At 65.0% G+C, this 25730-nt stretch carries 20 protein-coding genes; 2 read left to right on the top strand and 18 right to left on the bottom strand.

Annotated elements, in window-relative coordinates; all coding sequences use genetic code 11:
* Nucleotides 1-37: 37 nt before the first annotated feature.
* The 10 genes from BACI348_RS18655 to BACI348_RS18610 form a co-directional block, all read right to left on the bottom strand.
* Nucleotides 38-1324 (bottom strand): metal-dependent hydrolase family protein, encoded by a 1287-nt coding sequence (locus BACI348_RS18655; RefSeq protein ID WP_159829083.1) that lies wholly within the window; start codon nucleotides 1322-1324, stop codon nucleotides 38-40.
* A 33-nt stretch (nucleotides 1325-1357) separates the two neighbouring features.
* Nucleotides 1358-1813: a GAF domain-containing protein gene (locus BACI348_RS18650; protein WP_159829071.1), complete on the bottom strand. Its 456-nt coding sequence runs from the start codon at nucleotides 1811-1813 to the stop codon at nucleotides 1358-1360.
* Entirely contained in the window at nucleotides 1797-3344 is a 1548-nt protein-coding gene (locus BACI348_RS18645; protein ID WP_236557632.1) for a PucR family transcriptional regulator, read from the bottom strand. The genes BACI348_RS18650 and BACI348_RS18645 overlap by 17 nt, the downstream gene beginning before the upstream one ends.
* Nucleotides 3337-4419, bottom strand: coding sequence for a DUF917 domain-containing protein (locus BACI348_RS18640; protein WP_159829068.1), 1083 nt, complete (start codon nucleotides 4417-4419; stop codon nucleotides 3337-3339). Before BACI348_RS18640 ends, BACI348_RS18645 begins: the two co-directional genes overlap by 8 nt.
* Nucleotides 4416-5735: a hydantoinase/oxoprolinase N-terminal domain-containing protein gene (locus BACI348_RS18635; protein WP_159829065.1), complete on the bottom strand. Its 1320-nt coding sequence runs from the start codon at nucleotides 5733-5735 to the stop codon at nucleotides 4416-4418. The genes BACI348_RS18640 and BACI348_RS18635 overlap by 4 nt, the downstream gene beginning before the upstream one ends.
* 83 nt (nucleotides 5736-5818) lie before the next feature.
* Nucleotides 5819-6802 carry an ABC transporter permease gene (locus BACI348_RS18630; protein ID WP_159829062.1) on the bottom strand — a complete coding sequence of 328 codons (984 nt, stop codon included), beginning with the start codon at nucleotides 6800-6802 and terminating at the stop codon, nucleotides 5819-5821.
* Nucleotides 6803-6812: 10 nt separating this feature from the next.
* Nucleotides 6813-8339, bottom strand: a complete 1527-nt coding sequence (locus tag BACI348_RS18625; RefSeq protein ID WP_159829059.1) for a sugar ABC transporter ATP-binding protein — start codon at nucleotides 8337-8339, stop codon at nucleotides 6813-6815.
* Between the two features lie 97 nt (nucleotides 8340-8436).
* On the bottom strand, nucleotides 8437-9459 hold the full coding sequence (locus tag BACI348_RS18620) for a sugar ABC transporter substrate-binding protein (protein WP_159829056.1): 1023 nt from the start codon (nucleotides 9457-9459) through the stop codon (nucleotides 8437-8439).
* A gap of 23 nt (nucleotides 9460-9482) precedes the next feature.
* Nucleotides 9483-11156 carry a hydantoinase B/oxoprolinase family protein gene (locus BACI348_RS18615; protein WP_159829053.1) on the bottom strand — a complete coding sequence of 558 codons (1674 nt, stop codon included), beginning with the start codon at nucleotides 11154-11156 and terminating at the stop codon, nucleotides 9483-9485.
* A 10-nt stretch (nucleotides 11157-11166) separates the two neighbouring features.
* On the bottom strand, nucleotides 11167-13218 hold the full coding sequence (locus tag BACI348_RS18610; protein ID WP_159829050.1) for a hydantoinase/oxoprolinase family protein: 2052 nt from the start codon (nucleotides 13216-13218) through the stop codon (nucleotides 11167-11169).
* 408 nt (nucleotides 13219-13626) lie between these two features.
* Between BACI348_RS18610 and BACI348_RS18605 the strand changes: the two genes are divergently transcribed.
* Nucleotides 13627-15360: an ABC transporter ATP-binding protein gene (locus tag BACI348_RS18605; protein ID WP_159829047.1), complete on the top strand. Its 1734-nt coding sequence runs from the start codon at nucleotides 13627-13629 to the stop codon at nucleotides 15358-15360.
* Nucleotides 15357-17375 (top strand): ABC transporter ATP-binding protein, encoded by a 2019-nt coding sequence (locus BACI348_RS18600; protein WP_159829044.1) that lies wholly within the window; start codon nucleotides 15357-15359, stop codon nucleotides 17373-17375. The genes BACI348_RS18605 and BACI348_RS18600 overlap by 4 nt, the downstream gene beginning before the upstream one ends.
* A 319-nt stretch (nucleotides 17376-17694) precedes the next feature.
* Here BACI348_RS18600 and BACI348_RS18595 read toward each other — a convergent pair whose 3' ends face one another.
* From BACI348_RS18595 to BACI348_RS18560, 8 genes are all read right to left on the bottom strand, one after another.
* Nucleotides 17695-18531, bottom strand: coding sequence for an alpha/beta fold hydrolase (locus tag BACI348_RS18595; protein WP_159829041.1), 837 nt, complete (start codon nucleotides 18529-18531; stop codon nucleotides 17695-17697).
* Nucleotides 18532-19408: 877 nt separating this feature from the next.
* Nucleotides 19409-20401, bottom strand: a complete 993-nt coding sequence (locus BACI348_RS18590) for a DUF4862 family protein (protein WP_159829038.1) — start codon at nucleotides 20399-20401, stop codon at nucleotides 19409-19411.
* Nucleotides 20398-21192 carry a fumarylacetoacetate hydrolase family protein gene (locus BACI348_RS18585; RefSeq protein ID WP_159829035.1) on the bottom strand — a complete coding sequence of 265 codons (795 nt, stop codon included), beginning with the start codon at nucleotides 21190-21192 and terminating at the stop codon, nucleotides 20398-20400. The genes BACI348_RS18590 and BACI348_RS18585 overlap by 4 nt, the downstream gene beginning before the upstream one ends.
* A complete protein-coding gene (locus BACI348_RS18580) occupies nucleotides 21193-21942 on the bottom strand; it encodes an amino acid ABC transporter ATP-binding protein (RefSeq protein WP_159829032.1) in 750 nt (249 codons plus the stop codon).
* Nucleotides 21939-22640, bottom strand: coding sequence for an amino acid ABC transporter permease (locus BACI348_RS18575; RefSeq protein WP_159829029.1), 702 nt, complete (start codon nucleotides 22638-22640; stop codon nucleotides 21939-21941). Before BACI348_RS18575 ends, BACI348_RS18580 begins: the two co-directional genes overlap by 4 nt.
* A gap of 6 nt (nucleotides 22641-22646) precedes the next feature.
* Nucleotides 22647-23447 (bottom strand): transporter substrate-binding domain-containing protein, encoded by an 801-nt coding sequence (locus BACI348_RS18570; protein WP_159829026.1) that lies wholly within the window; start codon nucleotides 23445-23447, stop codon nucleotides 22647-22649.
* 169 nt (nucleotides 23448-23616) lie between these two features.
* Nucleotides 23617-25041 carry an amidase gene (locus tag BACI348_RS18565; protein ID WP_159829024.1) on the bottom strand — a complete coding sequence of 475 codons (1425 nt, stop codon included), beginning with the start codon at nucleotides 25039-25041 and terminating at the stop codon, nucleotides 23617-23619.
* Nucleotides 25038-25709: a GntR family transcriptional regulator gene (locus BACI348_RS18560; protein ID WP_159829021.1), complete on the bottom strand. Its 672-nt coding sequence runs from the start codon at nucleotides 25707-25709 to the stop codon at nucleotides 25038-25040. Before BACI348_RS18560 ends, BACI348_RS18565 begins: the two co-directional genes overlap by 4 nt.
* Nucleotides 25710-25730: the final 21 nt, after the last annotated feature.

The following is a 25730-nucleotide window of genomic DNA, read 5'->3' as shown; positions in this document are numbered from 1 at the left end:
GTGCTCTCGTGTGCGCGCCGCCCCACGCGGCAAGCGGTCAGACGTTGGCGCCGCTGAGGGCCTCGTCCATTGCGGCAGGATCGGCCGCAAGACCGGGGGAGGGGACAACGCGGCCCGCCTTGATGACGGTGCGGTGCCGGCTTCCGTCCCAGAGCACTGAGGGCTCCTCGAAGGGATCACCGTCCAGTATCACCATGTCCGCGCAGGCCCCCTCCGCAATGCGGCCCAGGTCTTCGCGCCGGAGCAGTGCCGCGTTCGTTGAGGTCGCGGAGCGGAGTGCCTCGTAGACGCCCAGCACTTCGCACTGCAGGCGAAGCCCGGCCAACTGTTCATCCTCAAGCTCACCCATGAGGTCGGTGCCGAAGCCAATGCGGACTCCGGCATCACGCGCCAGTGTGACGGCGTTCTTGCCGGCGGCCAGGACTTCCTGGTTCTTGGCGGCGCCCACCTCGGTAAGTCCGATTTCCGTTCCACGGCGGCCCATCGCGTCGTACGTCACCAACGTGGGCACGAGGTAGACGTCGTGCTCCGCCATGAGCCGGGCGGTTTCAGCATCCAGCAGGTTGCCGTGTTCGATGCAGCGGACTCCGTTGAGGACTGAATGCCTAATGGCTTCCGGCGAGTAGGCGTGCGCGGTGGCGTAACTGCCCCGCCGCGATGCCTCTTCCGTGACCACGCGGATTTCAGCTGCGGTGTACTGGGGCACACGGATCGGATCGACCGGGGAGATCACTCCTCCGGAGGTCATGATCTTGATGGCCGTGGCTCCGGTTCGGAACCGGTGGCGCACCGCCAGCAGCAAGTCCTCCACGCCGTCCACCACCTCGCACATGTGGCCGCCATGGAAGCAGCTTCCGTCGTTCGCAGCGCGGATGTCGCCGTGACCGCCGGTCTGACTCAGCGCGGGACCGGTAAAGAAGTAGCGGGGACCGGGACACAGACCTTCCTCGATGGCCGTTGCAAGGCCTACGTCACCCCCAGCCACGTCCCGGACCGAGGTGAAGCCCCGGCCGAGCGCGGCCTCAAGCCTGCGGGCACCGGCCAGCGCGGAGTAGCTCAACGGCCCGGTTTCGTTGACGGCGGAAGTGAGGCTGAGTGCGTAGGCATGGAAGTGGGCATCGATGAGGCCGGGAATCACCACCCGGCCCTCCGCGTCGAGCACGGTACCGGCGTCGGGCCCGGCGCCGGTACTTTCCACTGTGCCGCCTACGGCTGTGATCCTGCCATCGCGGATACTGATGGAGCCTTCAACGAGTGCAGGTGATTCGCCGTCGAAGATCCTGGCGTTCCGTATGGTCAGGTTTCCCTGGGAGTCGGGGGTCATATGCAGTGTTTCCTTCCTTTTCCAGGACGCAAGCTAGCTGGCGGCTGCCAAAGCGTCTTCGAGGAGCCGGACAGAACGCGCCGCGACCTCTACGGCGGCGTCTACGGAGGACTGGTCATAGCTGCCTTCAGGCGCCAGGAAGTTCATGGAGCCGATGGTGCGGCCGCCGCTCACTACCGGAACATTGACGATCGCGCCACACCCCAGCGATTCGATGGTTCCGGAGTCGAAGAAGAAGGCCCTGACAGCTTCCCGGTCAGCGCCCAGGAACGGCTGCTGGCCGATGAGGACCTGCTCCAGCCAGACCGGATTGGTGTCTCCCGCAAGGGTCTTCTTTCCGCCCACCGGGTAAACCTCGGGGTGCGTGGTGTAGATGCGCGCCATGCTGGTGCCGTCGTCGGCGATGACGGAGGCGGTGAAGAGACGAACGCCTACAGTGTCCCGGGCGGAAGCGTAGACGTCGTCGAAGGATTCAAACTGGGAACTCATGGGAGTCCTTTCTGGTTTCGTGGGGATCTTTGGAAGTTGGTTTCTCAGGTGCGCCGGCCCGCAGTACGTTGAGGACCAGGTGGACGGACAGCAACTCGGACGGATTGTCCAACGGCACGCCCAGCTCCCGGGCACGGCCCAGCCGGGCCTGGAGGGTGTTGCGGTGCACATCGAGCGCCGCCGCAGCGAGGCTGACCGAGCCGCGGTGGTCAAGGAAGGCCGCTACCGCCGCCACTATCGCGTCCCTGCCCGGACTGGCCATCAGCCGCGGCAGGGTCAGCTCAGCCACCAGTGCCACGGCGTCCTGATCGACGAATGTGGTTGCGGCCGCTACGCCCAGGCCGGCGAAGCCCAGCACCGTGCCCTGTCCAGCAGACTGGGCGGAGACAGCAGCCAGCCGCGCCTCCTGAATGACGGACGGAAGCGGCGGAGCCTCCTCCACCCAGCGGGACAGCCCGGCCACCAGGCCAAGCTCGGCCAGGGCAGGCCGGAGCCGTGCCTTGAGCCGTAGTTCGAGCTGTGTCACAACTGCCTCGTGGGCGGCCGGAACAAGAGCCAGCCAGCCGCCGTCGACCTCCGCCAAGGGACTGCGCGCAGCTACCTTCCGCCAGAGCAGCCTCAGCACAGCTGTCAGGTCGGGACCAGATGCGTTGGAGTCACCAGGGCAGATCCACACGGCCACGTAGCGTTCGTGCCGGCGCCACCCCAGCTGGGAGAGGAGGTGCCGGTGGTCTTCCTCGAAGGCGCCGCCGGAAGAACCGCGGCTTTGGTTCAGCCCGGCCAGTGCCGCAGTGGGGACGGCACGGACCGCGTCCCGGGAGTCGCCCATCAACCATGCGGCCTTCACGGAAGGGGCAGCCACCTCCAGGATTGAACGAACCAGCCGCAGGTTAAGGACACTGGAGGCGGGTACGCGCGCGGTGAGGGCGGAAGGGACGGCGGCGTTGGCAGCGCCCACGTCAACCGTGATGACCTCTGCCTGGTCCCGCGGGGCCATGCCGGCTGAGGCGAGGACCACGCCGTCGTATTCCAGCGAGACGCCCACCCCGTCCAGTTCCCCGGAGATGGTGCTGAGCACGTCAGTCAGCGTGCTGTCCTTGGCCACCGCACGGGCGAACCGGGCGAGCTCGGCATCCACCACGGACAGGGCGGCGCCGATTTCGGCGGCCAGCGCCAACGCGACTCCGGCAGGGTTTCCTTCCGAAGCCAGAAGGGTGATGCCCAGCCGTTCAGCCAGGCCGATCACGGCGCTGGAATAGGTGCTTCCGGCCACGACGACGGCGCTGGCCCGCCGTTCCCAGGCATGCCTGAGGGCGGCGGATACGAGCCATCCACCAGAGCCCATTTCCGCAGAGAGGACCACAACCGTGTTCGGCCGCACCCGCTGGATCGCCTCAAGCTGGGAGACCAGAACAACGCTTTCGATCACTGCGCTGGCGGGGGTGAGGTACAGCGGGGTGGTGCCGCGCAACGACCCGTGCGCCAGCAGCCCCGCAACGTCGAGCCGGGTGTCCTTCATCGGCCTAACCATGACGCCGCCTTGGATGCTTGAGCGGGATGCCGAACGCGGCCGGTTCGGCCAGGTCCAGCCCCGCCTCCGAATACCATTGCGGGGCGGCATTGAGTTTGAGCACATCCACCACGTTGCCCACCCTGAGGTCTTCCAGGCTGGCCACAGAGCCGTGTTCGGAGTTGAGCAGGGTCACCATGTCGGGGACGGCTGCCGCTACGGCACCGTCCACGAGCACCAGCAAAATCTCATTCTGGATCTCCAGCCGGATGATCTGCCCGGTGGTTTCATCCACCAGCGTCACACTGGAGGGTTGGGCCGGAAGGCCCAGGTCGGTTGGGCGGGAAAGGCCTTCGATGTGGCTGACCCGCGCGCGTGCAATCCGGGTCACGCCCAGGAAGTCGGAAAGTGACAGGAATTTGCTCTCAGCCGACGTGTCGGCGTCGAGGATCTGACCTATGCGGATCATGCGGCTGACGGATCCGTGGACCCCGTGCTCTGCCAGCTGCCGTGCAGAGCATGGATACATCACGGTGGCGGCCCAACCGCCAAGCTCGGTGACGAGTGCGCGGACCAGAGTCTCGGCGCGCTGCGGATCACCTGCCTCCACCACGGCGCGCTCGCCGGTTACTCCCATAAGCGCTATGGGGCCGATAGCCACCCCACCGATGTTCAAGGTTGTCTGGCTGATGAGCGGAAAGACGCGCCCCATGGGATCGGAGTCGATCACAGGAAGGGACGACTGAAGCCCCACCATAAGCGGAATGATTCCGTTGATGTTGGCAGCGGCGAGTGAATAGATCGCCCGCACCTTGCGCCCGAGCCTGGTTTCGATCGCCTCGATACAGCCCGTGAATTCGTCACCCACGGGTGGCATATCAGCAATGAACAGGCCTTGGGTCACCATGCCGACAGCCACCACCAGGTCATCCGATGCAAGCTCATCCACGGTGATGAGCTCCACGGACCTGTCCTGCATTGCCTCCTGGATCATGCCGGCGTAGACGTGGATGGCGGTGGGATCGATGGCGCAGGCCAGGAAATGGGCGCCGGTCCGCAGGTGCCCCACGTCTTCGGCCGTGAGTACGGTGCTCATGCCGTGACCCCCAAGGCTTGGGCTGCCAGGGTATTTTCCTCCGAGTTGGACGTCCCACCAGCAGCCCGGACCCGGATCCGAACGATTCCGGGGTTCCCATAGGGCATGGCGAAGACGTTTGATTCGATGATGCGGGTGTCTGTGGGGCTGGCACCCAACTGCACTACCGCCGAGCTGGCTTCCTCCTCCGCCCGGTGCTGCACCCGCTGCAGTTCGGCCTGTCCGCTGACCCTTTCGAGCCTGTCGATCCACGCTGTGAGCGGTGTCGCGGCACAGCCTATGAGGCTCAGGTCCCGGACACCCGGAAGTGTTGGCAGCAGGCCGTGTTCGGGCAGGGTGTCCTGGCTGGTGCGGATGTCGGCGACCACTGACGGGATGTCGGGCCGGACCGGATGGTTGGCCGTGTATGGTTCCACGATGGCGGCGTTGGTGGCGAGGCTGGCTTCATATCCTTGCCGGATAAGGCTGTGCGCAACAGGAAGGCCACTGCGGATGGTACCCACGCTCACACCTTCATCGGCGCAGACAACCACTTCGCCGTCGCACAGCCCGCCCAGCGTTGCCACGCCGAGGATCGCCATGGCAGGTTCCGGACGGAGCGCATGCACGGGGGCTACCGCCAGCCGCGCAAGGGGCGCCCGGCCGCCGTCGTTCCTTGCATAGGACAGAGCGGCGGCGGGGAAGTGGCGCTTCCCGGCCTCCTCCAGCATTGCCGCCAGCTCTTCGCCCGATTCCATCAGGGCGCTGTTAAGAACGGCTGTGTAGTCACGGTCGCGGAACACGCTTGAGTAAAAATCACTGGAGATGCTGATCCGCATGTCGCTGTTGTTGGACAGGATGGCATCCGCGATGCGGGTTTCGTGCTCGGCAGAGGCGGTGGAGCCGACGGCGGTGATGGCGACATTCCGCACGCCTCCAGACAGGATGGAGGGCAATTCCAGCCGGAATGCGCTCAGGTCCAGCGGCGCCAGCGGCCGTCCCCGCAGGTCGTGGCCGCCGCGGACATGCACGGTCCTGGTGACTGCGGGCTCAATGAGCGCCGGCAACCTCGTGTTGTGGAACTGGTCAGCCGGAGGGCGGGGAGAGATGCGGACAGCCACGACGTCCCCTGGCTGGGCAGCGGCAAGGACGCGTCCGACGTCGGCCGTTACGTCTGTGATCAGGCTTCCGAACTGCAGGGCCAACGAGGACAGGACACTGTCCAGTGCGTCAGCCAGGCTGCTGGCCTGCCGCTGTTCGGCCACCGAGACGACGGAGCGTCCCTCCAGGACGAGCGCCCGGCAACTGCTGCCCTGGAGCATCAGTCCTATCCGCATTGCCGGGCCTCCTGTTCAGCTTCCTGCCGGGCCCCAGCCCCGCGATACATCGATGTCATATCTCTAGGGTCCACCCTGGACAGTCATCTGGTGGATTTGCGGAAGAACAATCCGTCGGCTGCTACGGCCACCAGGATGAGGACGCCTGTCACCACCTGCTGGTAGGTGGTATCCCAGTGCAGCAGGTTGAAACCGTTGCTGATGACGGTGAGGATCATGACTCCCACGAAGGCCCTCCACATGGCGCCTTGTCCGCCCAGGATGCTGGTGCCGCCGATGACCACAGCGGCGATGGCGGTGAGTTCGATGCCGATGGCCATGGCCGGCTGCGCCGAGCCGGCACGCGAGGCCAGGATCATTCCAGCCATTGCAGAGCAGAGGCCACTGATAGCGAAGACCGCAACGTGGATTGAGCCGGTACGGATGCCGCTGAGGCGGGCCGCTTCCTGGTTTCCGCCTACTGCGTAGATCCTGCGGCCGAAGGTGGTGCGCCACAGAACGATGCCCAGCACTATGGTCATCGCCAGCATCAAGACCGAACCGGCGGTGAGGCCGAAGAGGCTGGGCCACGTCCAGGTCTGGAAGGAAGCGAGCTGCTCAGGCAGCGGTGCGACAATTGCGCCGCCGGTGATCACGATCGCCAGGCCCCGGTAAATGATGCTCACCGCCAGTGTCCCGATGAACGAGTTGACCTTCGTGCTGACCACAATCAGCCCGGTAACCGTCCCCAGCAGGGCACCCACCAGCAAAGCCCCGAAGAAACCGGCCGCAACACCGAAATGCTGGGTGAGCATCACGCCCGAAATGGAGGAGACCGCGAGGGTGGCGGTGGAGGAGAGGTCAAAGACCCCGCTGATGATGCACAGCGTGGCCGCCGCGGCGAGCAGCCCCACCACGGCTGCCTGGTCGAACAGGTTGATGAAGTTGCGGCCGGTGAGGAATGTTCCGGTGTTCAGGGCCAGGAACAGCATGATGGCCGCCAGGCCAAAAACGATCCCGAAGTCTTTGAGGTTCAGGTTGAATTTTTTCCCTGCCGTCGAGGGCACGGCAACTGTGGTTGTGGTCATGTGGATTCACCTATTTCAGAAAAGCGGAAGTCATGACTTCGTCGCGGGAGGCGTTTCGGTCGAACTCGGCAACAATGCGCCCGTGCCTCATGACATGGATGCGGTGGGACAGGCCGAGCACTTCCTCGAGCTCGGAGCTGACCACGATGACTGCTGTACCTTTCGCAGCCAGTTCAACGATGATGCTGTGGATCCTGGCCTTGGCGGCAATGTCCACTCCCCGGGTGGGTTCATCCACCAGCAGTACCGCCGGAGGGTTCAACAGCCATTTGGCGAAAAGTGCCTTCTGTTGGTTCCCGCCGGAGAGGTTGGCTACGGGCTGTCCCGGGCGGGCGCCGCGCAGGTCAACGGACTTGCTGACGTCCTTGACCGCCGTCCTTTCGCGCTGTGCCCTGACGAACCCGGCCCATGAGCGTGCGGGCAGGGTGGAGAGGGCGATGTTCTCGGCCACCGGGCGGGACATGACCAGACCCTGTTCTTTCCGCGACTCCGGGATGAGGGCGATGCCGGCCTTGATGGCGTCCCTGATGGAGCCGGGTCGGATGCGGCGGCCGTTGATTTCGACGTGGCCGCCGGTGGTCCGGTCTGCACCGAAAATGGCGAGCAGGGTTTCGCTGCGGCCGCTGCCCACCAACCCGGCGATGCCCAGGATTTCTCCCCGGCGGACCTCGAGAGATATGTCTTTGACCTTGGCGCTGGTCAATTCGGCTACCCGGACAACTGTCCCGGCTTCGGAGGAAACCTGCGGCACGTCCGGGACGAGGAAGTCGACTTCCCTGCCCACCATCAGCCGCACGAGCGACTCGGGCGTATGGCCGGCGGCGTCTTCGGTGATGATGTGCTGTCCGTCGCGCAGAATGGTCACCCGGTCCACCAGACCCAGGACTTCCTCGAGGTAATGGGAGACGATGAGGACTGTGGTTCCAGTGCGGGCCAGCCTTTTGATGACGTGCAGGAGTTTTTCCTTTTCGGCCTCGTTGAGGACCGCCGTGGGCTCGTCCATGCACAGCACCTTCGCGCCGCGGGCGAGGGCCTTCAGGATTTCCACCTGCTGCTGTTGTCCGATGGGCAGGTTCCCCACGGTTGCCCTCGGGTCCAGCTCAAAACCGGTATCTTCCAGCAGCCTGGCAAAGTGCTCGCTGTCCCTGTTGGGGGAGAGGAGGCTTCCCCTGTTCGACCAGCGGCCCAGGAAGACGTTCTCCAGCACTGAGAGGTTGGGGATCAGCGCCAGTTCCTGCGAGATGAGGGAAATCCCATGGGAGATGGCGTCCCGGGGTGTTGTGATCCTGACCGGATGTCCGTCCAATTCCATGGTGCCCGTGTCGGCCATGATGGCTCCGCCCAGGATTTTCAGCAGGGTGCTCTTCCCTGCGCCGTTTTCCCCCATGATGCCGTGGATTTCCCCGGGCGCGACCGACAGCGTGACGTCCTTCAGCACCGTGGTGGCGCCGTACCGTTTGCCGATTCCGGAGACGGTGATTTCGGGGGCGGTCCTCCGGCTGGCGTGCTCGTGTTTTTCCAACTGTTGTATAGCCATGTTGACCTCTGGAGATGGAAGGGACTTTAGGGCCAGGGTCCCCGGGGCCGAAGCGGTCAGGCTCCGGCCCCGGGGTTGCCCGCGGGAGGTGGCTGGACTAGTCCGAGTACTTTGAGACGTAGTTCAGGGAGTCCAGTGCCTCTTTGGTGCCCTTGCCGTTGTTGGGAGAGAGGCTGGCTTCGTCGATGGCGGTTTCCACCTGCTTGCCCCGCGCCTTGGCGAGCCCCAGTTCGGTGGCCTTGGCTCCGTTGGCCACCACGTCGCTGACGTAGATGGAGAACCATTTACCGGAGCGGACCGCTTCCACGTTGGACACGGATGCGCCGTTGCCGATGAACTTGATGTCACTGTTCCCGGCGGCCGCGGCGGCTCCGGTGATGGCCTGGGATGCGCCGATCACCACGTCCACATCAGGGTTGGCCTGGGAGACGTTCTGGAAGGCCTGGCGGCCGGTGTCCTGGGTGTAGCCGCCTTCAACGCTGGCCACGAGCTGGATCCTTGGATCGGTGGCCAGTTCTGCCTTCACGGCATCGGTCCGGGCGTTGTCCAGGGGCAGGGACTTGAAGCCTTCAAGGTAGGCCACCTTGCAGGTGTCGCCCTGCACCGTGGCGCAGGCTTCCTTGCCCATCTCGCCGAGCACCTTGCCGTTGCGGGTGGGCAGGTCCACGATGCTGATGGCGCCAGGCACTTGCGGCTGGATGGTGTCGAACTTGGGCCCGATGACCGAGAATTCAACAACCACCGTGATGCCTGCCTGCACGGCCTGCGTCAACGGTGCGATGAGGGCCTGGTTGTCATTGGCCTGGACAACGATCACCTCGAACTGCTTGGAGGTGACGGCGTCCTGGATCTGCTGGACCTGCGTCTGTGCACTGAAGTTGGAGTCCACGAAGGTGGCGCTCGCGTTGTTGGCTTTGGCCGCCTGCTCCACGCCGAGGTACGTGCCCTGGGCAAAGCCGTTGGATTTGGCAAAACCGAAGAAGCCGACGTTGAGCTTCTGGTCTGCAGCGGCGGCCGTGGCTTCCGTGCTGCTGCTTTGGGCGGGCGGGCTGCATGCCGAGGTCAGCAGGGCGAGGCTCAGGAGGGCCATGGCTGCGGCTGGACGCTTGGTGATTTTCACGGTCAGTCCTTTCTATGCGGCGTTTAGTAGCCGTAGTGGGTTTTGGCGAAGTCCTCGGTGATGAAACCGTTGACGATGTCGTACTCGATGTCTTCACGGGAGCGTTTGGCGACATCGCCGAAGCCGCCGCCGCCCCCGACGGCCAGGCGCACAACGTCGCCGGCCTTGATTTTCCTTGCGTTGGCCTTCAGCGTCCGGACCTCATCGTGGCGGCCCGGGTTGATCACTACTTCCGGACCCTGGGCGTCGGATCCGCCGAAGAGGCCCCAGGCCGGCGTCTTGGACCTTTCGAACCAGAGGCCCACCACGCAGTCGGCGAGGAACTCGTATTCACGGACAACACCGTTGCCGCCGCGCCACTGCCCGGGGCCGCCGGAGTTCGGGCGGATGGAGTACTCGTTGATCCGCAGCGGGTAACGGGTTTCCATCATTTCGATGGGCAGGTCCTTGAGGGAGCCGTTGACGTTGTTGATCATGGCGGATTCGCCGTCCGTGCCCTGCCAGGCGCCCCAGCCGCCCAGGGTGGCTTCCATGCTGACGAAGTTCCGGCCGAAGCGGGGATCGAAGCCGGCGGCGGTGATGATCATGGAGTCGCCGTGGCTGGCGCTGGCCACGCGGTCGGGCATGGCGGGTGCCATGGCCTTGGAGACGAGGTCGATCAGCAGTCCCAGGTGGGAGAAGTACCACTGGCAGGGTGCCGGTGCCACGGCGCCGAGCACCGAGCCGGAACGCACCTGGGTGGTGAGCGGGCGGAAGGATCCGCCGTTGGAGTTGGAGTCAGGGCTGACCAGGAGCTTGTATCCCACGCGCAGGGCCGAGACGGCCTGGGCTGCACCGCAGTTGACCGGGCCCATGGTCTGGTCGGCGGAGCCGGTGACGTCGAAGTCCACGGTGTCCCCGGCGACGGTGATCTTCAGCCTGATGGGGATGGGGGTGTCCAGGTTGATGCCGTCGTTGTCCAGCACGCCCTCGGCTTCGTACACGCCGTCGGGGATGTTACGGACGGTTTCGCGCTCGATCTCCTCGGTCTGCCGGAAGATCTCATCGCGGGCGGCATCGAGCTGCTCCATGCCGTACCGGCCCACCAGTTCCTTCATCCGGGTGGTTCCCATCCGGAGTGCGGCGATCATCGCGTGCATGTCGCCGATGGTCTGGTAGGGGAAGCGCACGTTGGTGCGGATCAGGTCCACCACGGAGGTTTCGATGCCGGCTTCAATAAGCTTGACCGGCCCCATGCGGAAGCCTTCCTGGAAGATGTCCGTGGCATCCATGGAGCCACCCACATCCTTGGATCCCATGTCCATCCAGTGCGCACGGGTGGCGGCGAAGCCCACCACCGAGCCGTCATTGAAAATGGGCGCGAAGATGGTGACGTCGTTCAGGTGCGTTCCGCCGAGGTAGGAGTCGTTGAGGATCCACACGTCCCCTTCCTGCCAGACTTCGCGGCCGTAGAGTTCCTCCACGGCGATGGAGCAGGTTTCCAGGTTGCCGAGGAACAGGGGGAGGCCGGCGGACTGTCCGAGCACACGGTGTTCGGTGTCCAGCAGCGCCACCACGCAGTCCCCGCCCTCGTAGAGGATGGGTGAGTAGGCGGAGCGGATCAGGGTGGCGTTCATGTCATCCGCGGCGCTGGTGAGCGCATTGCGGATGATTTCCACGGTTACGGGGTCCAGGGTTTTGACTGCGGTGATTGTCATTGGTGGTACCTCAATTTCCTTCTGCGTCTTCGGTGCGGATGACCAGGGAGCCGAACTCGTCCACGGTGACGTTGAACCCCGGCGGCACTACGGTGGTGGCGGTCTGTTCCACGATGATGGCGGGGCCTTCAAAGGCGTGCCCGGCGGCCAGGTCGTCGCGGCGCACCACGGTGGTGTCGTGTTCTTCGTGGTCAAAGACCACCCGGCGCACTTCGTGCTTGAACTCCGGGCTCTGTGCGGTGGCGAAGAGCGGTGCCTCGAGCCGGCCGAGGTCACCCACCGCCTGCGTCCGCAGTGCGACGATTTCGATCGGGGCGCCGAGGTTGGAGTGCCCGTAGCGCTCGTGGTACATGGCGGAGAAGCGGGTGGCCAGGTTGGCGACGAAGCCCTCTGACTCGGGTTCGTCGGCGGACGTCAGGGGAACGTTCAGCGAAAATTCCTGCGACTGGTAGCGCACGTCCACGGAGGCGCTGGTGCCGCGGCTTTCCTCGGGGACGCCCTCGGAGACGAGGGACTTCAGGCCCTCAGCTTCCATCCGTCGCAGGACACCGGCCATGTCAGTGACGTCGATGTCCTCATCGAGGAAGAAGTACGGCTCGGAGAAGTCCTTGCGGATGTTGGTCTGCAGCATGCCCCATGCGGAGAACGCGCCGGGGAACCGGGGAACCACCGTTTCGGGGATCCCGAGCTCCTTGGCGAGGAAGACCGCGTGCATCGGTCCTGCGCCGCCGAAGGCGACGAGGGCAAAGTCGCGCGGTTCGATGCCGCGGGAGATGGTGATGGTGCGGATGGCCTGGGCCATCTGGGAGTTGGCGACGTCGCAGATGCCTTCGGCCATGGCGATGGGGTCCAGGCCGAGCTGGTCTCCCACGGTTTTGAGGGCAGCGATGGCTGCTTCCCGGTCCAGGGCGACCTGTCCGCCGGCGAACCAGTCGGGGTCAACACGGCCGAGCACCAGGTTGGCGTCGGTGACGGTGGGTTCGGTGCCGCCGCGGCCGTAGCAGGCCGGGCCGGGGGTGGCGCCGGCGGACCGCGGGCCAACCCGGAGGCCGCCGGCTTCGAGCCATGCCACCGAGCCGCCGCCGGCTCCCACGGTGTGGATGTTGACGACGCTCATGAGCATCGGCAGGCCTTCGAGGTGGGCCTCGGTGGACACGTCGGGTTTCCCGTCCACCACCAGTGAAACGTCGAAGGAGGTGCCGCCCATGTCAACGCCGATGAGGTTGCGGTTGCCGGACACGCCGGCCAGTTCGACGTCCCCCATGGCGCCGCCGACCGGTCCGGACAGCAGCGTCTGAAGGGGACGTTTGCGGGCGGACTCGGCGGTGAGCACGCCGCCGGAGGACTGCATGATGTGCAGCGGGGCCTCCACGCCGCGGTCGGCAAGCTTCTCTTCCAGGTCCAGGAGGTAGTTGCGGACCACGGGACCGGTGTAAGCCTCGACGACGGCGGAGGAGGTGCGCTCGTATTCGCGCCATTCCTTGGCTGCTTCATGCGAAAGGGAGATGGTGAAGTCTTCGCCCAGTTCTTCGAGCAGGATTTCCCGGGCACGAAGTTCGTGGGCCGGGTTCTTGTAGCTGAAGAGGAAGGCAACGGCCACGGCGCCGTATCCTTCGTCCACTGCCCGGCGGGCGGCCTGGCGGACGGCCACTTCGTCGAGCGGCCGGATCTCGTGGCCCTGGCCGTCGAGGCGTCCGCCGACGCCGATGACGTCCTTCCGCTCCACCAGGGGAGCGGGCTTGCGGTATTGGGCGTTGTAGAGCTCCAGGCGGGGTCCGCGGGCGATGTGGTAGGAGTCCTCGACGCCGGCGGTGGCCAGCAGCAGCACGCGAACGCCGCGGCGCTCGAGGAAGGCGTTCAGGCCCTGGGTGGTGCCGTGCACCAGGAATTCGATGTCGGACAGGTCGGTAACAATCGATTCCAGACCGGCGATGACGCCGGCGCTCAGGTTGCCCGGCGTGGTGGAGGCTTTCGTCGCCTCATAGGTCCCTGCGGCCTGGTCGTACGCCACGATGTCCGTGAACGTCCCGCCGATATCCATCGACACCCTGTAGTTCGGCATGTGTATCTCCTCATGGTTCTGGGGTGGAACTTGGTGTGTGGGAAGTCACGTTAGGCGGGAGGGCTGCCGGGCATGAGTGCGCGGTGCACAAATGGGATGAAGGAAAAAGGGCTTACTGCCCAAGGAGGCGCAGGGAAGGCCCGTTTGGCGGGGAGTTTTGGCGCCCCGGAAATTGGAGAATGGAATTGGCTCGTGGTTCTTGACGCGGCCACAACAGCTTTGTGAGCCTGGGCCCGCCCGCAGGGAGGCGGGACAAGCGGCAAAGCTGCCGAGTGCCCCCGCCGGTACCTAATACGCCCTGCGAGAACCGCCCAACTTCCTCACGATTCAGAGGTTCCCCTCCAAGCCACCGGACGTAAACTGACCCTCGCACCACGTTTGTGGACACTGCGTCAGGCGGGAGCCTCCATGCTCTGGAAGTTGCTTGTTGAATACCTGCGGCCGCACCGGCAGCTGCTGATCGCCGTCGTCATTTTCCAGCTGGCGCAGTCCATTGCGTCGCTGTACCTGCCCACGCTGAACGCGGACATCATCGATGAGGGCGTGGCCAAGGGCGATACCGGCGTCATCCTGAACCTCGGCGGGCTCATGCTGGGGATCACGCTGCTGCAGATTGCCTGCGCCGTCACCGCTGTCTATTTCGGGGCGAAGGCGGCAATGGGCACGGGCCGGGACCTGCGCGGCGCCATCTTCTCCCGGGTGGGGGAGTTCTCCGAGCAGGAGGTCACCAAGTTCGGCGCCCCCAGCCTGATCACCCGCTCCACCAACGACGTCCAGCAGGTGCAGCAGCTGGTGTTGATGGGCGCCACCATGATGGTGGCCGCGCCCATGCTGGCCATCGGCGGGGTGATCATGGCGGTCCAGCAGGACGTGCAGCTGTCCTGGCTGATCGCCGTCGCCGTGCCCGTGCTGCTGGCCGGCGTGGGTCTCATCATCACCCGGATGGTGCCGCTGTTCCGCAAGATGCAGAAGCGGATCGACACCGTGAACCGGGTCCTGCGCGAGCAGCTCACCGGCATCCGCGTGGTCCGCGCCTTCGTCCGCGAGGACATCGAAGCCGCCCGCTTCGCGCAGGCCAACGAGGACGTCACGGACACCGCACTCCGGGCCGGCCGGCTGATGGCGCTCGCCTTCCCCGTGGTGATGCTGGTGATGAACGTGTCCAGCGTGGCGGTGATCTGGTTCGGCTCGTTCCGGATCCAGGACGGGTCCATGCAGGTGGGCACCCTCATCGCGTTCCTGAGCTACCTGATGCAGATCCTGATGTCCGTCATGATGGCCACCTTCATGGCCGTGATGATCCCGCGCGCGTCCGTCTCGGCGGACCGGATCGGCGCGGTGCTGGGCACGGAGTCGAGCGTCCGGCCGCCGTCGCGCCCCGTCAGCAGCAACGTGCGGCGCGGCGAGCTGGAAATGGCCGACACCGGATTCGCCTACCCGGGTGCCGACCAGCCTGTCCTCTCCGGGATCAGCTTCACCGCCAGGGCCGGGCAGACCACCGCGATCATTGGCAGCACCGGCGCCGGCAAAACCACCCTGGTGAACCTCATGCCCCGGCTGTTCGACGCCACCACCGGGGCCGTGAAGATCGACGGCGTGGACGTTCGTGAGCTGCACCCGGACCTGCTCTGGGGACACATCGGCCTGGTCCCGCAGCGGCCCTACCTGTTCAGCGGCACCGTCCGCAGCAACCTGCAGTACGGCAAACCCGACGCCACCGACGACGAATGCTGGCAGGCCCTGGAAATCGCCCAGGCGCGCGGCTTCGTGGAGGAGATGGAGGGCGGGCTGGACGCGCCCATCTCGCAGGGCGGCACCAACGTTTCCGGCGGGCAGCGGCAGCGGCTGGCCATCGCCCGTGCCCTGGTGAAGCGGCCCGAGCTGTACATCTTCGACGATTCGTTCTCGTCCCTGGACACCGGCACCGACGCCCGGCTCCGCCAGGCCCTCAAACGCAGCACCGCCGGCGCCACGCTGGTGATCATCGCCCAGCGGGTGTCCAGCATCGTGGATGCGGACCAGATCCTGGTGCTCGACGACGGCAGGATCGTGGGGCGCGGAACGCACAGTGACCTGCTGGAGACGTCGGAGACGTACCGTGAAATAGTGAACTCCCAGCTGGCGGCGGAGGAGACGGCATGAGCCCGGAACCCACTTCCGAAGCCGGCACCAAGGCCGCACCTGCCTCCAAAACTGCACGTGCCGACGTCGTACGCATTCCCCGTCCGGCAGGCGGTCCCGGACGCGGCGGGCCATTTGGAGGGATGAACATCCCGGCAGAGAAGGCGATGAACTTCTGGCCATCGGCCAAACGGCTGCTCGGGAAGCTGCGGCCGGAACGGGCGTGGCTGCTGCTGGTGCTGGCGGCGTCGGTAATCAGCGTGGCGCTGCAGGTGATCGGGCCGCGGCTGCTGGGCGAGGGCACAAACCTGATTTTCGCCGGGGTGGTGTCCAAACAGCTGCCCGCCGGGGTGACCAAGGAGCAGCTGGTGGCGCAGCTGCGGGCAGCGGGGGAGAACCAGAAGGCGGACATGCTGGGACCCATGGCGCTGACGCCGGGGCAGGGGATCGACTTTGCCGCGCTGGGCAGTGTGCTGACGTGGGCGCTGGTGCTGTACGTGCTGGCGTCGGGGTTTATGTGGGTGCAGGCGTACGTGCTGAACGGGGTGGTGCAGCGGACCGTGTTCGGGCTGCGCGAGGAGATTGAGGCGAAGATCCACCGGCTGCCGCTGCGGTATTTCGACTCGATTCAGCGCGGCGAGCTGCTCAGCCGGGTCACCAACGATGTGGACAACATTTCGCAGAGCCTGCAGCAGAGCATCAGCCAGGCGGTGACGTCGGTGTTGTCCGTGGTGGGTGTGCTGGTGATGATGGTGATCCTTTCGCCCACGCTGGCGCTGATCGCGCTGGTGACCATTCCGCTGACGCTGGGGATCACGGCGCTGATTGCCAAACGCTCGCAGAAGCTGTTTGTGGCGCAGTGGAAGACCACAGGGGAGCTGAACGGGCAGATCGAGGAGACGTACACCGGGCATGCGCTGGTGAAGGTGTTCGGCCGGCAGCGCGAGGTGGAGGAGCGGTTCCGGCAGAAGAACGCGGAGCTGTATGACGCGAGTTTCGGGGCGCAGTTCATTTCCGGGCTGATCATGCCGGCCATGACGTTCATCGGGAACCTGGTGTACGTGGGGATCGCGGTGGTGGGCGGGCTGCAGGTGGCGTCCGGGGCGATGCAGCTGGGCGATGTGCAGGCGTTCATCCAGTACTCGCGGCAGTTCACCATGCCGTTGGCGCAGCTGGGGTCCATGGCGAACCTGCTGCAGTCGGGGGTTGCGTCGGCCGAGCGGGTGTTCTCGCTGCTGGATGAGGACGAGGAGTCTGTGGAGCCTCCCGCTTCTGCTTCGCCGGTGTTTGGCCGCGGGCGGCTGATGTTCGAGGACGTCTCGTTCTCGTATTCGCCCGACAAGCCGCTGATCTCAGGGCTTTCGTTGGTGGCGGAGCCGGGGCAGACGGTGGCGATTGTGGGGCCAACGGGTGCTGGCAAGACCACTTTGGTGAACCTGATGATGCGGTTCTACGAGCTGGATGCCGGGCGGATTACGCTCGACGGCGTTGATGTCACCTCGGTGCCGCGGCGCGAACTGCGCTCGCGGCTGGGGATGGTGCTGCAGGATACGTGGCTTTTCGGCGGGACCATCCGGGACAACATTGCGTACGGCCGGCCTTCCGCTACGGAAGACGAGATACTGGAGGCGGCGCGGGCGACGTATGTGGACCGGTTCGTGCGGTCGCTGCCCGAGGGGTACGACACGGTGCTGGAGGACGAGGGTGGCAACGTGTCTGCGGGGGAGAAGCAGCTGCTGACGATTGCGCGGGCGTTCTTGGCGCGGCCTTCGGTGCTGATCCTGGACGAGGCTACTTCGTCAGTGGATACCCGGACCGAGGTGCTGGTGCAGAAGGCGATGAGTGCGCTGCGGTCCGACCGGACTTCGTTTGTCATTGCCCACCGCCTGTCCACGATCCGCGACGCCGACCTCATCCTGGTGATGGAGGCCGGGCAGATTGTGGAGCAGGGGACGCACGCTTCACTGCTGGCTGCGGGCGGGGCTTACGCGCGGTTGTATGAGGCGCAGTTCGCGGCTCCTGTGGCGGAGGTTTGAGGGGCGGGCGCATGAGACGTCCTGTCAGAAGAACGTAAAGTTGAAATCTAGGACCTTCCCGAAGACGCGCCCAGAAATTGCCATTAGACCCTATTCTGACGGCGCTGCTGGGGATAACTGACGTCAGGTTGGGGTGTGCCCTAAACCGAAGGAATAGTTTCTTCCCTCGCTGGGAATGGTTTGAAGTCGAATGTGGTCGCTTACCAGTGCCGGTCGTCTTGGCGTGAGGCTAGACCGGCAGGGAGGGCTTCACTCCGGCATGCGCGGCGCAGCTGGGAAGGAGGCTGCAGGTTGCGAGGGGTGGGGCCGGTTGCGTCTGTTACAAGTGGACATTGAGGTAGTCCAGAATGGCCCGGGCCGTTTCTTCCGGGGCGCTGACGTGGGGGCAGTGTCCGGTGGCCTGAAGCTGCACGAGGGTGCTGTGTTCCAGATTCTTGTGTAGGTAGGCGCCCACCTCCGGCGGGGCAAGGCGATCGTTGGAGCACTGCAGAATCAGGCAGCTGGTGCGCGTCTTTTTCAATTCAGGGCGGGTGTCGGAAAAGAAAGTTACCCCGGCGAAGTGCCGTGCGATGGTCGGATCTGTCCGGCAGAAGCTGAGGCGCAGGTCCTCCGCTAATTCCGGCTCCTGCGGGTTGCCCATCACCATGGGTGCCACGGCCGCGGCCCAGGCGAAATAGTTGCTGTCCAGCGATGCCAGCAGACCCTCGATGTCTTCCCGCGAAAACCCGCCCACGTAGCCGTCGTAGGGGTCATCCGTGTGACGGGGCGAGGGAGCAAGCAAGACCAGGTGGGAGAAGCGGTCGGGGTCCTGCACTGCGGCGATCACGGCGATCATCGTGCTGACGCTGTGGCCCACCAGGATGACGTCCTCAAGTTCAAGGGCGGCGCAAATCTCCAGCAGGTCCGACGCGTACCCGGCCAGCGACCCATACTTATCCCAGTCGTAGGCGCTGATGTCCGAGTGTCCGGCACCAACATGATCAAAAAGCACTAGCCGGTACTTATCAACGAAATAGGGCAGCAGCTTTCCCCACATAGCCTGATCGCAACCGAAACCGTGGGCAAACATCACCACTTGCGCACTATCCCCGCCAGAGATGGTGACATTGTTCCGACGGATAACCGCCGCGTCTGCCTCACTTGATGCTTGGACCATACTCTTATTGTTCCCTCTGACGTAGGGTAGCGTCCCGTCCCCGATACTTTCGTCCGGAAAATAGAGAATCCCGGACCGGCGGAGGTCCCTTTGAAACCCCCTCGTAACGGATCCGTGGCGTGCAAGCGAAACCACAAGGGCCACGGTTGCGCCGTCAGCGGTCAGGGCCGCTTTTTTCCGCAGGTTCGGCCTGGCACGGGCTGGGTTTACGTGTCTGGTGTTTGACGGCGAGGTCGTGGATGATCTGCTGCACTTCGCGTTCAAGGCCCTGGGAGGGTACGGCTTGGGGCGCGGAAGGCGTTTCGCTGGGAGGAGCCGGAACAGCTGAGGTTTTTTCGGCGGTGCCGTCCCAGGCGGCTCGCCATTGTCCAACGGGTCAAGAAAATACATTCGTTCCCCCATCCCTGCTCCTCGGTCGTTACGAGTCGTGCCCACCATTAGATAGGCAGTTCTTCACAGGCCGCAATGCCCGGTGGGCAACCGGGCTCCCCGAGACCGATTTCCCCTCGCCGCAGCCGGGAAGCTGCCGCATGGGTCCGCGCCCGTTGCGGCTTTGTGCCGGCTCCTACGGCTTCTACATTGAAGGTGTGGGCAGGTTGCAGAGGGTTCCGTCGCGGAGCATGGCGTACCGGGTGTCGCTGGCTCTTCGGGAGGGCTGTGGGGCATGGTGGTGTCGTTTCCTCGGCGCGTTTCCTGTCGTGTAAGTCCGGAAGGTGGGTCGCTGAGTGAGACGAAGGCGGAGAGGAGCGCGACCCCGACACTGGGGTGCTGGGGCGGTGGCCGTCCCTCGGAGAGCACAGGGGACGCGGCCGGCCGGTAGGTCTAGAGCTCCGCAGTTTGACGCGGACGGGTTCGGGTTCGGTGACCTCGGCAGCAGTCAGAAACCGGCGCCCCGAACGACTCTGATCGAACGAGCTAGGAGATCCACGCGCCGTGATACCAAGGACCGCGGGGGCGCGGATACCTTCAGCCCGCGGTAAACGTCGCTCCCCTTTGCAGCGGAAGCGGTATCCAGGACAGCAGCTAGTGACCGGACGTGCTGCGGCGTAAGCAGCGATGCTGGTTCCACGGGCGCTGGCGGCAGGTGGCAGTCATCCCATCCCTCGCCGAAGCCGGTGGCCTCTGGCGAACTGCCGGACAAAACAGCCCCGGCCAGCACGCCCTCCCGCAGGGCCAGCTCAACGTGCTGCACAGGTGCGCAGGCGTCGCGGGTCTCTATTACCGTGCGGCCCCAGTTTACGGCTATCCCCGCCCCAGTCCCGGAGCGAAGCACGGCCTCGACCTCGGCTTCGAGCGGGAGGAAACCCTTCACGGCGGGCCAGCGGTCAGTCGCAACGTCGCAGTGTTCGAGTACTGGCTGCGCCCCGTCCCAGTCATAGTCCGCCACCTGCTCCAGCGACGACGCCAGTGCTCGAACGCCGGCAACGAAACCGGAAGTCGCATGACCAGCCCCGTAGCGCGGAGCGCTGAACAGATGCACCGCGCGGACCGCCTCTTTACCCCCGAGCGCAGCATTGAGCGTCCGGACCGCCGCGGCGGCCACAGAAACCCGTGACAAGGCAGCACGCTTTCCCGCCGCTGTCGTCGATGCCAGTCCAAAGTCCGCCGAGGTGCCCAGCCGGTCCATGGTGTCTGGGATGGTGGTGATGATGTAGCTGAAGTGATCGGGGAGGTGCCGGACCTGTTCAAGGAACCATCCGCCGTCGTATTTGTGCAGTTCTCCCGTGGCGTACAGGGGAATCTCCAGCCCGGCGACGTGCGGCAGTGCCGCAGCCGCGGACAGGAACGCCGCCTCACGCTTGGGATCCCAGCCGTCCAAGGCAGGGGCGGCCGCGTAGGCGCTAACGATGAGGCCGGCACCGCCACTCATGCCGGGCTCGCCGCATTGGACACTACAGGATTCGTCAGCGTTCCTACACCCTTAATTTCCACCGAGACGGTATCTCCTGGGTGCAGCTTCAGGACTGATTCGTCAGCTGTCCAGGGTGTTCCGGTCAGGATCACATCACCGGGGTAGAGGGTCATGAACCGGGAGCAGAATATCAGCAGTTCCGCCACGGAAAACACCATGCGTGATGTGCAGGACTCCTGGACCACGGCCCCGTTGATCCTGGTGATCAGGGGGAGGGCCTGCAGATCCGGAACCTCGTCCAGGGTCACGAGCTCAGGGCCGAGGGGGCAGTATGTGTCCAGACTCTTGCCCCTCGTCGACTGGATGTCTGCGGCCTGCAGGTCCCGGGCCGAGACGTCGTTGGCCACCGTCACACCGGCCACCGCCCGCAGCCCTTCCTCAGCATCGCGGGCATCCTTCAGCACGCTCCCCATCACGACGGCGAGCTCACCTTCGCAGACCACCGGTCCGGTCACCGCCGGGGTAAGGATAATCGGGGCGTTACTCGCGGCCAGGCTGCCGGAGAACTTGCCGAACACCAAGGGGATACGTCCCGGTGCCCGCCGGTCTGGGGCTGTGTTTCCGGCGGGCCCGAGGGACAGTGGCCCGGAGGAAAGGGGGACCAAGGATCCTCCCATGGGGTGGGGCCAGTAGTTTTCCCCGATGCCGATCAGCTGCCCTGGAAGGCGGACCCCAGGCAACAGGGGACAACCCAGGGACGGCCGCAGGTCCGGGCCGGGCGCGGCGGGGGTGAGGGGGAAACGCGCCATTTAGTGGCTCAGGTGCGAGGCGTACACGCGAAGGCGCGGGTGCTGGAACACCTCGTCCGGCGGGCCCTCCGCCACGATACCTCCGTGCTCCATGAAGATCACGCGGTCCGCCACCTCACGGGCAAACTTCATCTCGTGGGTGACAATCACCATGGTCATGCCGGTTTTAGCCAGCGTGGCCATGATGTCCAGGACCTCGTTCACCAGCTCCGGGTCCAGGGCGGACGTGGGCTCATCGAACAGGATGGCCTTGGGGTCCATCATCAGTGCCCGGCAGATGGCCACTCGCTGCTGCTGCCCACCGGACAGGTCCGCAGGATAGGCATCCGCCTTGTCCTCCAGGCCCACTGACCGGAGTTTCTCCAGGGCCCTCGGCACGGCGTCGGCCCGTTTCTGCTTTTTGGAGATCACTGGGCCTTCCAGCAAGTTGTCCAGGACTGTGCGGTGCGGCCACAGGTTGAACTGCTGGAACACCATGGAGATCTCACGCCGCAGCCAGGTCAGCCGGAACTGGTCCACCACGCTGAGCTTTCCCCGCGCGTTGGGCGTGTAAAACACCTGCCGGCCATCCACATGTATCCGGCCGGCGTCCGGGACCTCCAGCATGTTGATGCAGCGCAGCAGGGTGCTTTTCCCTGCCCCGCTGGGGCCGATGATGGCCACCACTTCGCCGGGCAGGATGCGCAGGTCGACGTCCTTCAGGACTTCACGCGAGTTGTAGCTCTTGGTCAATCCGGTGATGCCGATCATGCCATGCTCCCTACGGCCTCGCGGAGTTGTTTGGTGGTGCCCATTTTGCGGCCCATTTTCTTTTCGATGATGATTTGCAGGACCATCAGCAGGCTGGTCATGATCAGGTACATCGCCGCTACCACGCCCAGGGTTTCCATGACGTTGTAGGTGGAGTTGTATGCCTTCTGCCCCTGCAGCATCAGGTCCGGCACCGTGATGACCGAGATCTGCGCCGATTCCTTGAGCATGATGATGCAGTTGTTGATGTACGGGGGAGTCATGAGCCGGATGCCCTCCGGAGCCGTCACCCGAAAAAACTTCTGCAGTGGGTTCATGCCAACGGAGTCGGCCGCTTCCAAGTGGCCGACATTGACCGATTTGAGCCCTGCCCTGATGATCTCGGAAAAGAACGACGCCGAGTTCAGGCTCATGGCGATCAGGCCCGCCGTGAATGCGTCCATGGTCAGCCCGAACGGCTTCGTGTAATAGAAGAAGAACAGCGAGAGCATGAGCGGCAGTCCGCGGAAGAACCACACATAGGCGGCGGCGAAGATCCGCAGGGCGCGGATCCGGGAGAGACGCAGGACGGCGATGACGTAGCCAAGGACGGTGGCGCAGACAATGGCTGCGGCAACAATTCCCAGGGTCGTCAGCGCCCCGGCCAGGAAGATCGGGAAATACTCGGCTGCTACAGAACCGGGCTCATAGGTGTTCATGGTCGGTCAGGCGGAGGGAATCTCGACCGTGAATCCGAACCACTTCTGGTTCAGTTCCGCCAGGGTACCGTCGGCCTTCAGCTCCTCGATGATTTTGTCTACCTTGGGCTTCATTTCGGTGTCGTCCTTGGGAAGGCCGACACCGGCGGGCTTGGTGCCGTAGACGTCGCCGACGATCTTCAGTTCCGTGGCCAGCGGGGAGTTCTTCATGAAGTTCTCCGCCGCGATCCTGCCGGTGGCGAAGACCTCGATCCTGCCGGCGGCAACGTCTGCGAATCCTTCCGGCGCGCCGGGGTATGCCTTCAGTTCCGTGAACCCGCCGATGCCCTTGACATCAGACTCCGTCCCGGAGCCGCCAATCGCCCCCACCACGAGGCCGTCCAGCTTGTTGAGCTGCTCCACCGTGGTGTTGTCCTTCTTGACCACAGCAACGGCACCGTCGGCCAGGTAGGGGGTGGAGAAGGTGATGGACTGCTTACGGGCCTCCGTCATGGTCAAACCTGACATCACGGCGTCGAATTTTCCGCTGTTCAGGCCCGGGAGCAGCCCGGTTAGCTGCCCCTCGACGAACTCTGCTTCCATGCCAAGCTTTTCCGCGATCAGCGTGCCCACTTCAATGTCGAATCCGGTGAGCTTGCCCCCTTCCGAGAAGGTGATGGGCCGGAAGGTGCCGCTCGTGGCGATGGTGAACTTTTCCTTCGGGGCAGAACCGGCAGAGGCGGGGCTGCTTGCTGCGCAACCGGTGGCAGCGAGGGTTAGCGCTGCCAGGGCGGCTACGACGGCGGCTTTACTGGTGCGTGAAAACATTCGGGCTTCCCACTTTCGATGATCCATTGCCAGTGATGTTTGCTGACAGGGATGACGCTATGGGCTTCATATGTCCGGGAATCGCCTGCTTCGTTTCAGAAACGTTAATTCTGAATTCTGTAGACACTTTGCTGGACGTGTCTGTCGTTGGACGACTGCGGGGCCCGCACTAGCGGTGGTCCGCTGTCAGTTTCTCCAGGAGCTCAGCGAACGCGAGAGCGGCCATTTCGCCGCCTGGCGGAGCTACTACCTGTACGGATAGGGGGAGCCCTTCGGTGGAAAGCCCCACAGGCAGGGAGACCACGGGGCAGCCCGTCAGGGTCACAGCCCGGCATTGGCCCATAATCTCCCACCCATGCAGGCGTTTACCGTCCACGTCCAGCGTTCCGTCCAGTCCCGCGGCGGGGCCGGCGGCCACCGGAAGCAGGGCGATATCAACAGCGCTGATCTGGCGGATTGCCCTGGCACGGGCAGCCTCGGCGGCGGTGCGGGCCTCCGCTGTTTCCGGGGGCGATGCGGCCAGCGAATCGCGGATAGTTTTCAGGTTGGCTTCGGAGATGTAGTCCTCCCTGCCGGCGATCGCGGCGGCGTGATCCAGCATGGGGTCCAGCTCGCGCAGCCGGTTGTAGGTAGGCAGGCATTCGGCAAACAGATCCGGTTGCTCTTTTACGGCGTGGCCCTCGGCGGCAATTGCCGTGGCCAGCCGTGTCATCAGGGCGGCGACCTCCTTGCGGACAGGACCGAAGGCTCCGCCGTCGCTCCAGGCAACACGAATAAGTGGGCGCAGATGGGGCCGTGGGTACGCGACCGCTTCCGCTCCGGACATTACGTTATAGGCCGTCCTGAGGTCACGAACCGAGCGGGCCACGGGGCCCACCGTCTGGAATGATCCCTGCATGCCTGGGCTCACAGCCGGGAGCACGCCCTCGGATCCGAAGTTTCCATCAAGTCCGGGCACCTGCCCGTCGCCGGGCAGCGCCCCGATCCCCGGGCGCAAGGCGACTATTCCCACGCATTGGGCCGGCCAGCGCAAGGAGCCGCCGAAATCCGTGCCGACTCCGAGGGCGGAAATTCCTGCCGCAACGGACGCCGCCTCGCCTCCGCTGGAGCCGCCGGGGGTAACGGCGGGAAAGCGGGGGTTAGTCGTCCTGCCCAGCAACGGGCTGTCGCAAGTCATTCCGAAAGCGAATTCGGGGCAGTTGGTCTTGCCCACCAGGATGGCGCCGGCATCCAGGAGCCTCTGCACCGCCGGTGCCGTGGTGGTTGCGATTGTGCCGGCGAACGCCCGGCTGGCGGCGGTGACGGGAAAGCCGGCGACGGCGATCACGTCCTTGACGCTGATGGGAACCCCGGCCAGCGGGCCAAGCGCCTCACCGGCTGCCCTGCGGGCATCGAGGGCGGTTGCGGCCCGCGCGGCACCGTCCCAGTCCTCACTGATGAAGGCGTTGAGGGCCTTGCCCTGCTCGGATCCGGCGCGGGTGCGAGCTTCAGTAAGGACGGCAAGGGCCGATACCTCACCTGATCGGACGGCTTCGGCAACGGCCGTCGCGTCTGCGTACCCGGCATTCAGTCCCGCCAGCAGTGAAGGGCTCATTCCCCTGCCGCCTTCCGGTCAGCCGAGCCCTGCCGTGCCAGGTAGTCGCGCTCCCCGTGTTCCTCGAATTCACGCCGGATCCGGTCCGGCTCCCCTGAACGGAGGCGCTCCAGCAACTCGGCGTGCCGGTCGCACCCCTTGGTGAGGTCACCTTTCGTCCTTTCCTCGTTCAGGACGTTAGCGGCCATGGACAACTGCATCTGCACCATCAGGGAGCGGTAGGTGTCGCTGAGCCTCCGATGGCCGGCGGCGTCAACTACTGCTGTGTGAAAGTCGATGTTCGCCTGGACCACGGCGGCCCGGTCGCCGCGCTTGGCTGCGGCGCGCATCGCTTTCATGATCGGATCGAGTGCAGAGTATGCCGAAGGGTCATTGGCGGCGAGGAGTAGGTCCAAAGCGAACATCTCCAACACGCGGCGCAGGGAGTAGATCTCGTCAATGTCCGAGTCCGTCATGGACACCACGCGGTAGCCCCGCCGAGGAGACTGTTCGAGGAGCCCCTCGCTTTCGAGGGTGCGCAGCGCCTCCCGAAGCGGTGGCCGGGAGATGCCCAGCCTTTCGGCAAGGGGAGGTTCATTGAGTTTGTCGCCGGGCACCAGTTCGCCGGTGACAATCATCTTCCGGATTTCTCTGGCCGCCAGGGAAACAAGGCTCTCTTGCAGAATCATGCCTCCAGACTACTGTCTACA

Origin of the sequence: Arthrobacter sp. 9AX (genome assembly GCF_902506095.1) — a bacterium.
GTDB lineage: Bacteria > Actinomycetota > Actinomycetes > Actinomycetales > Micrococcaceae > Arthrobacter.
This window is presented reverse-complemented; position numbering and strand designations above follow the sequence as displayed.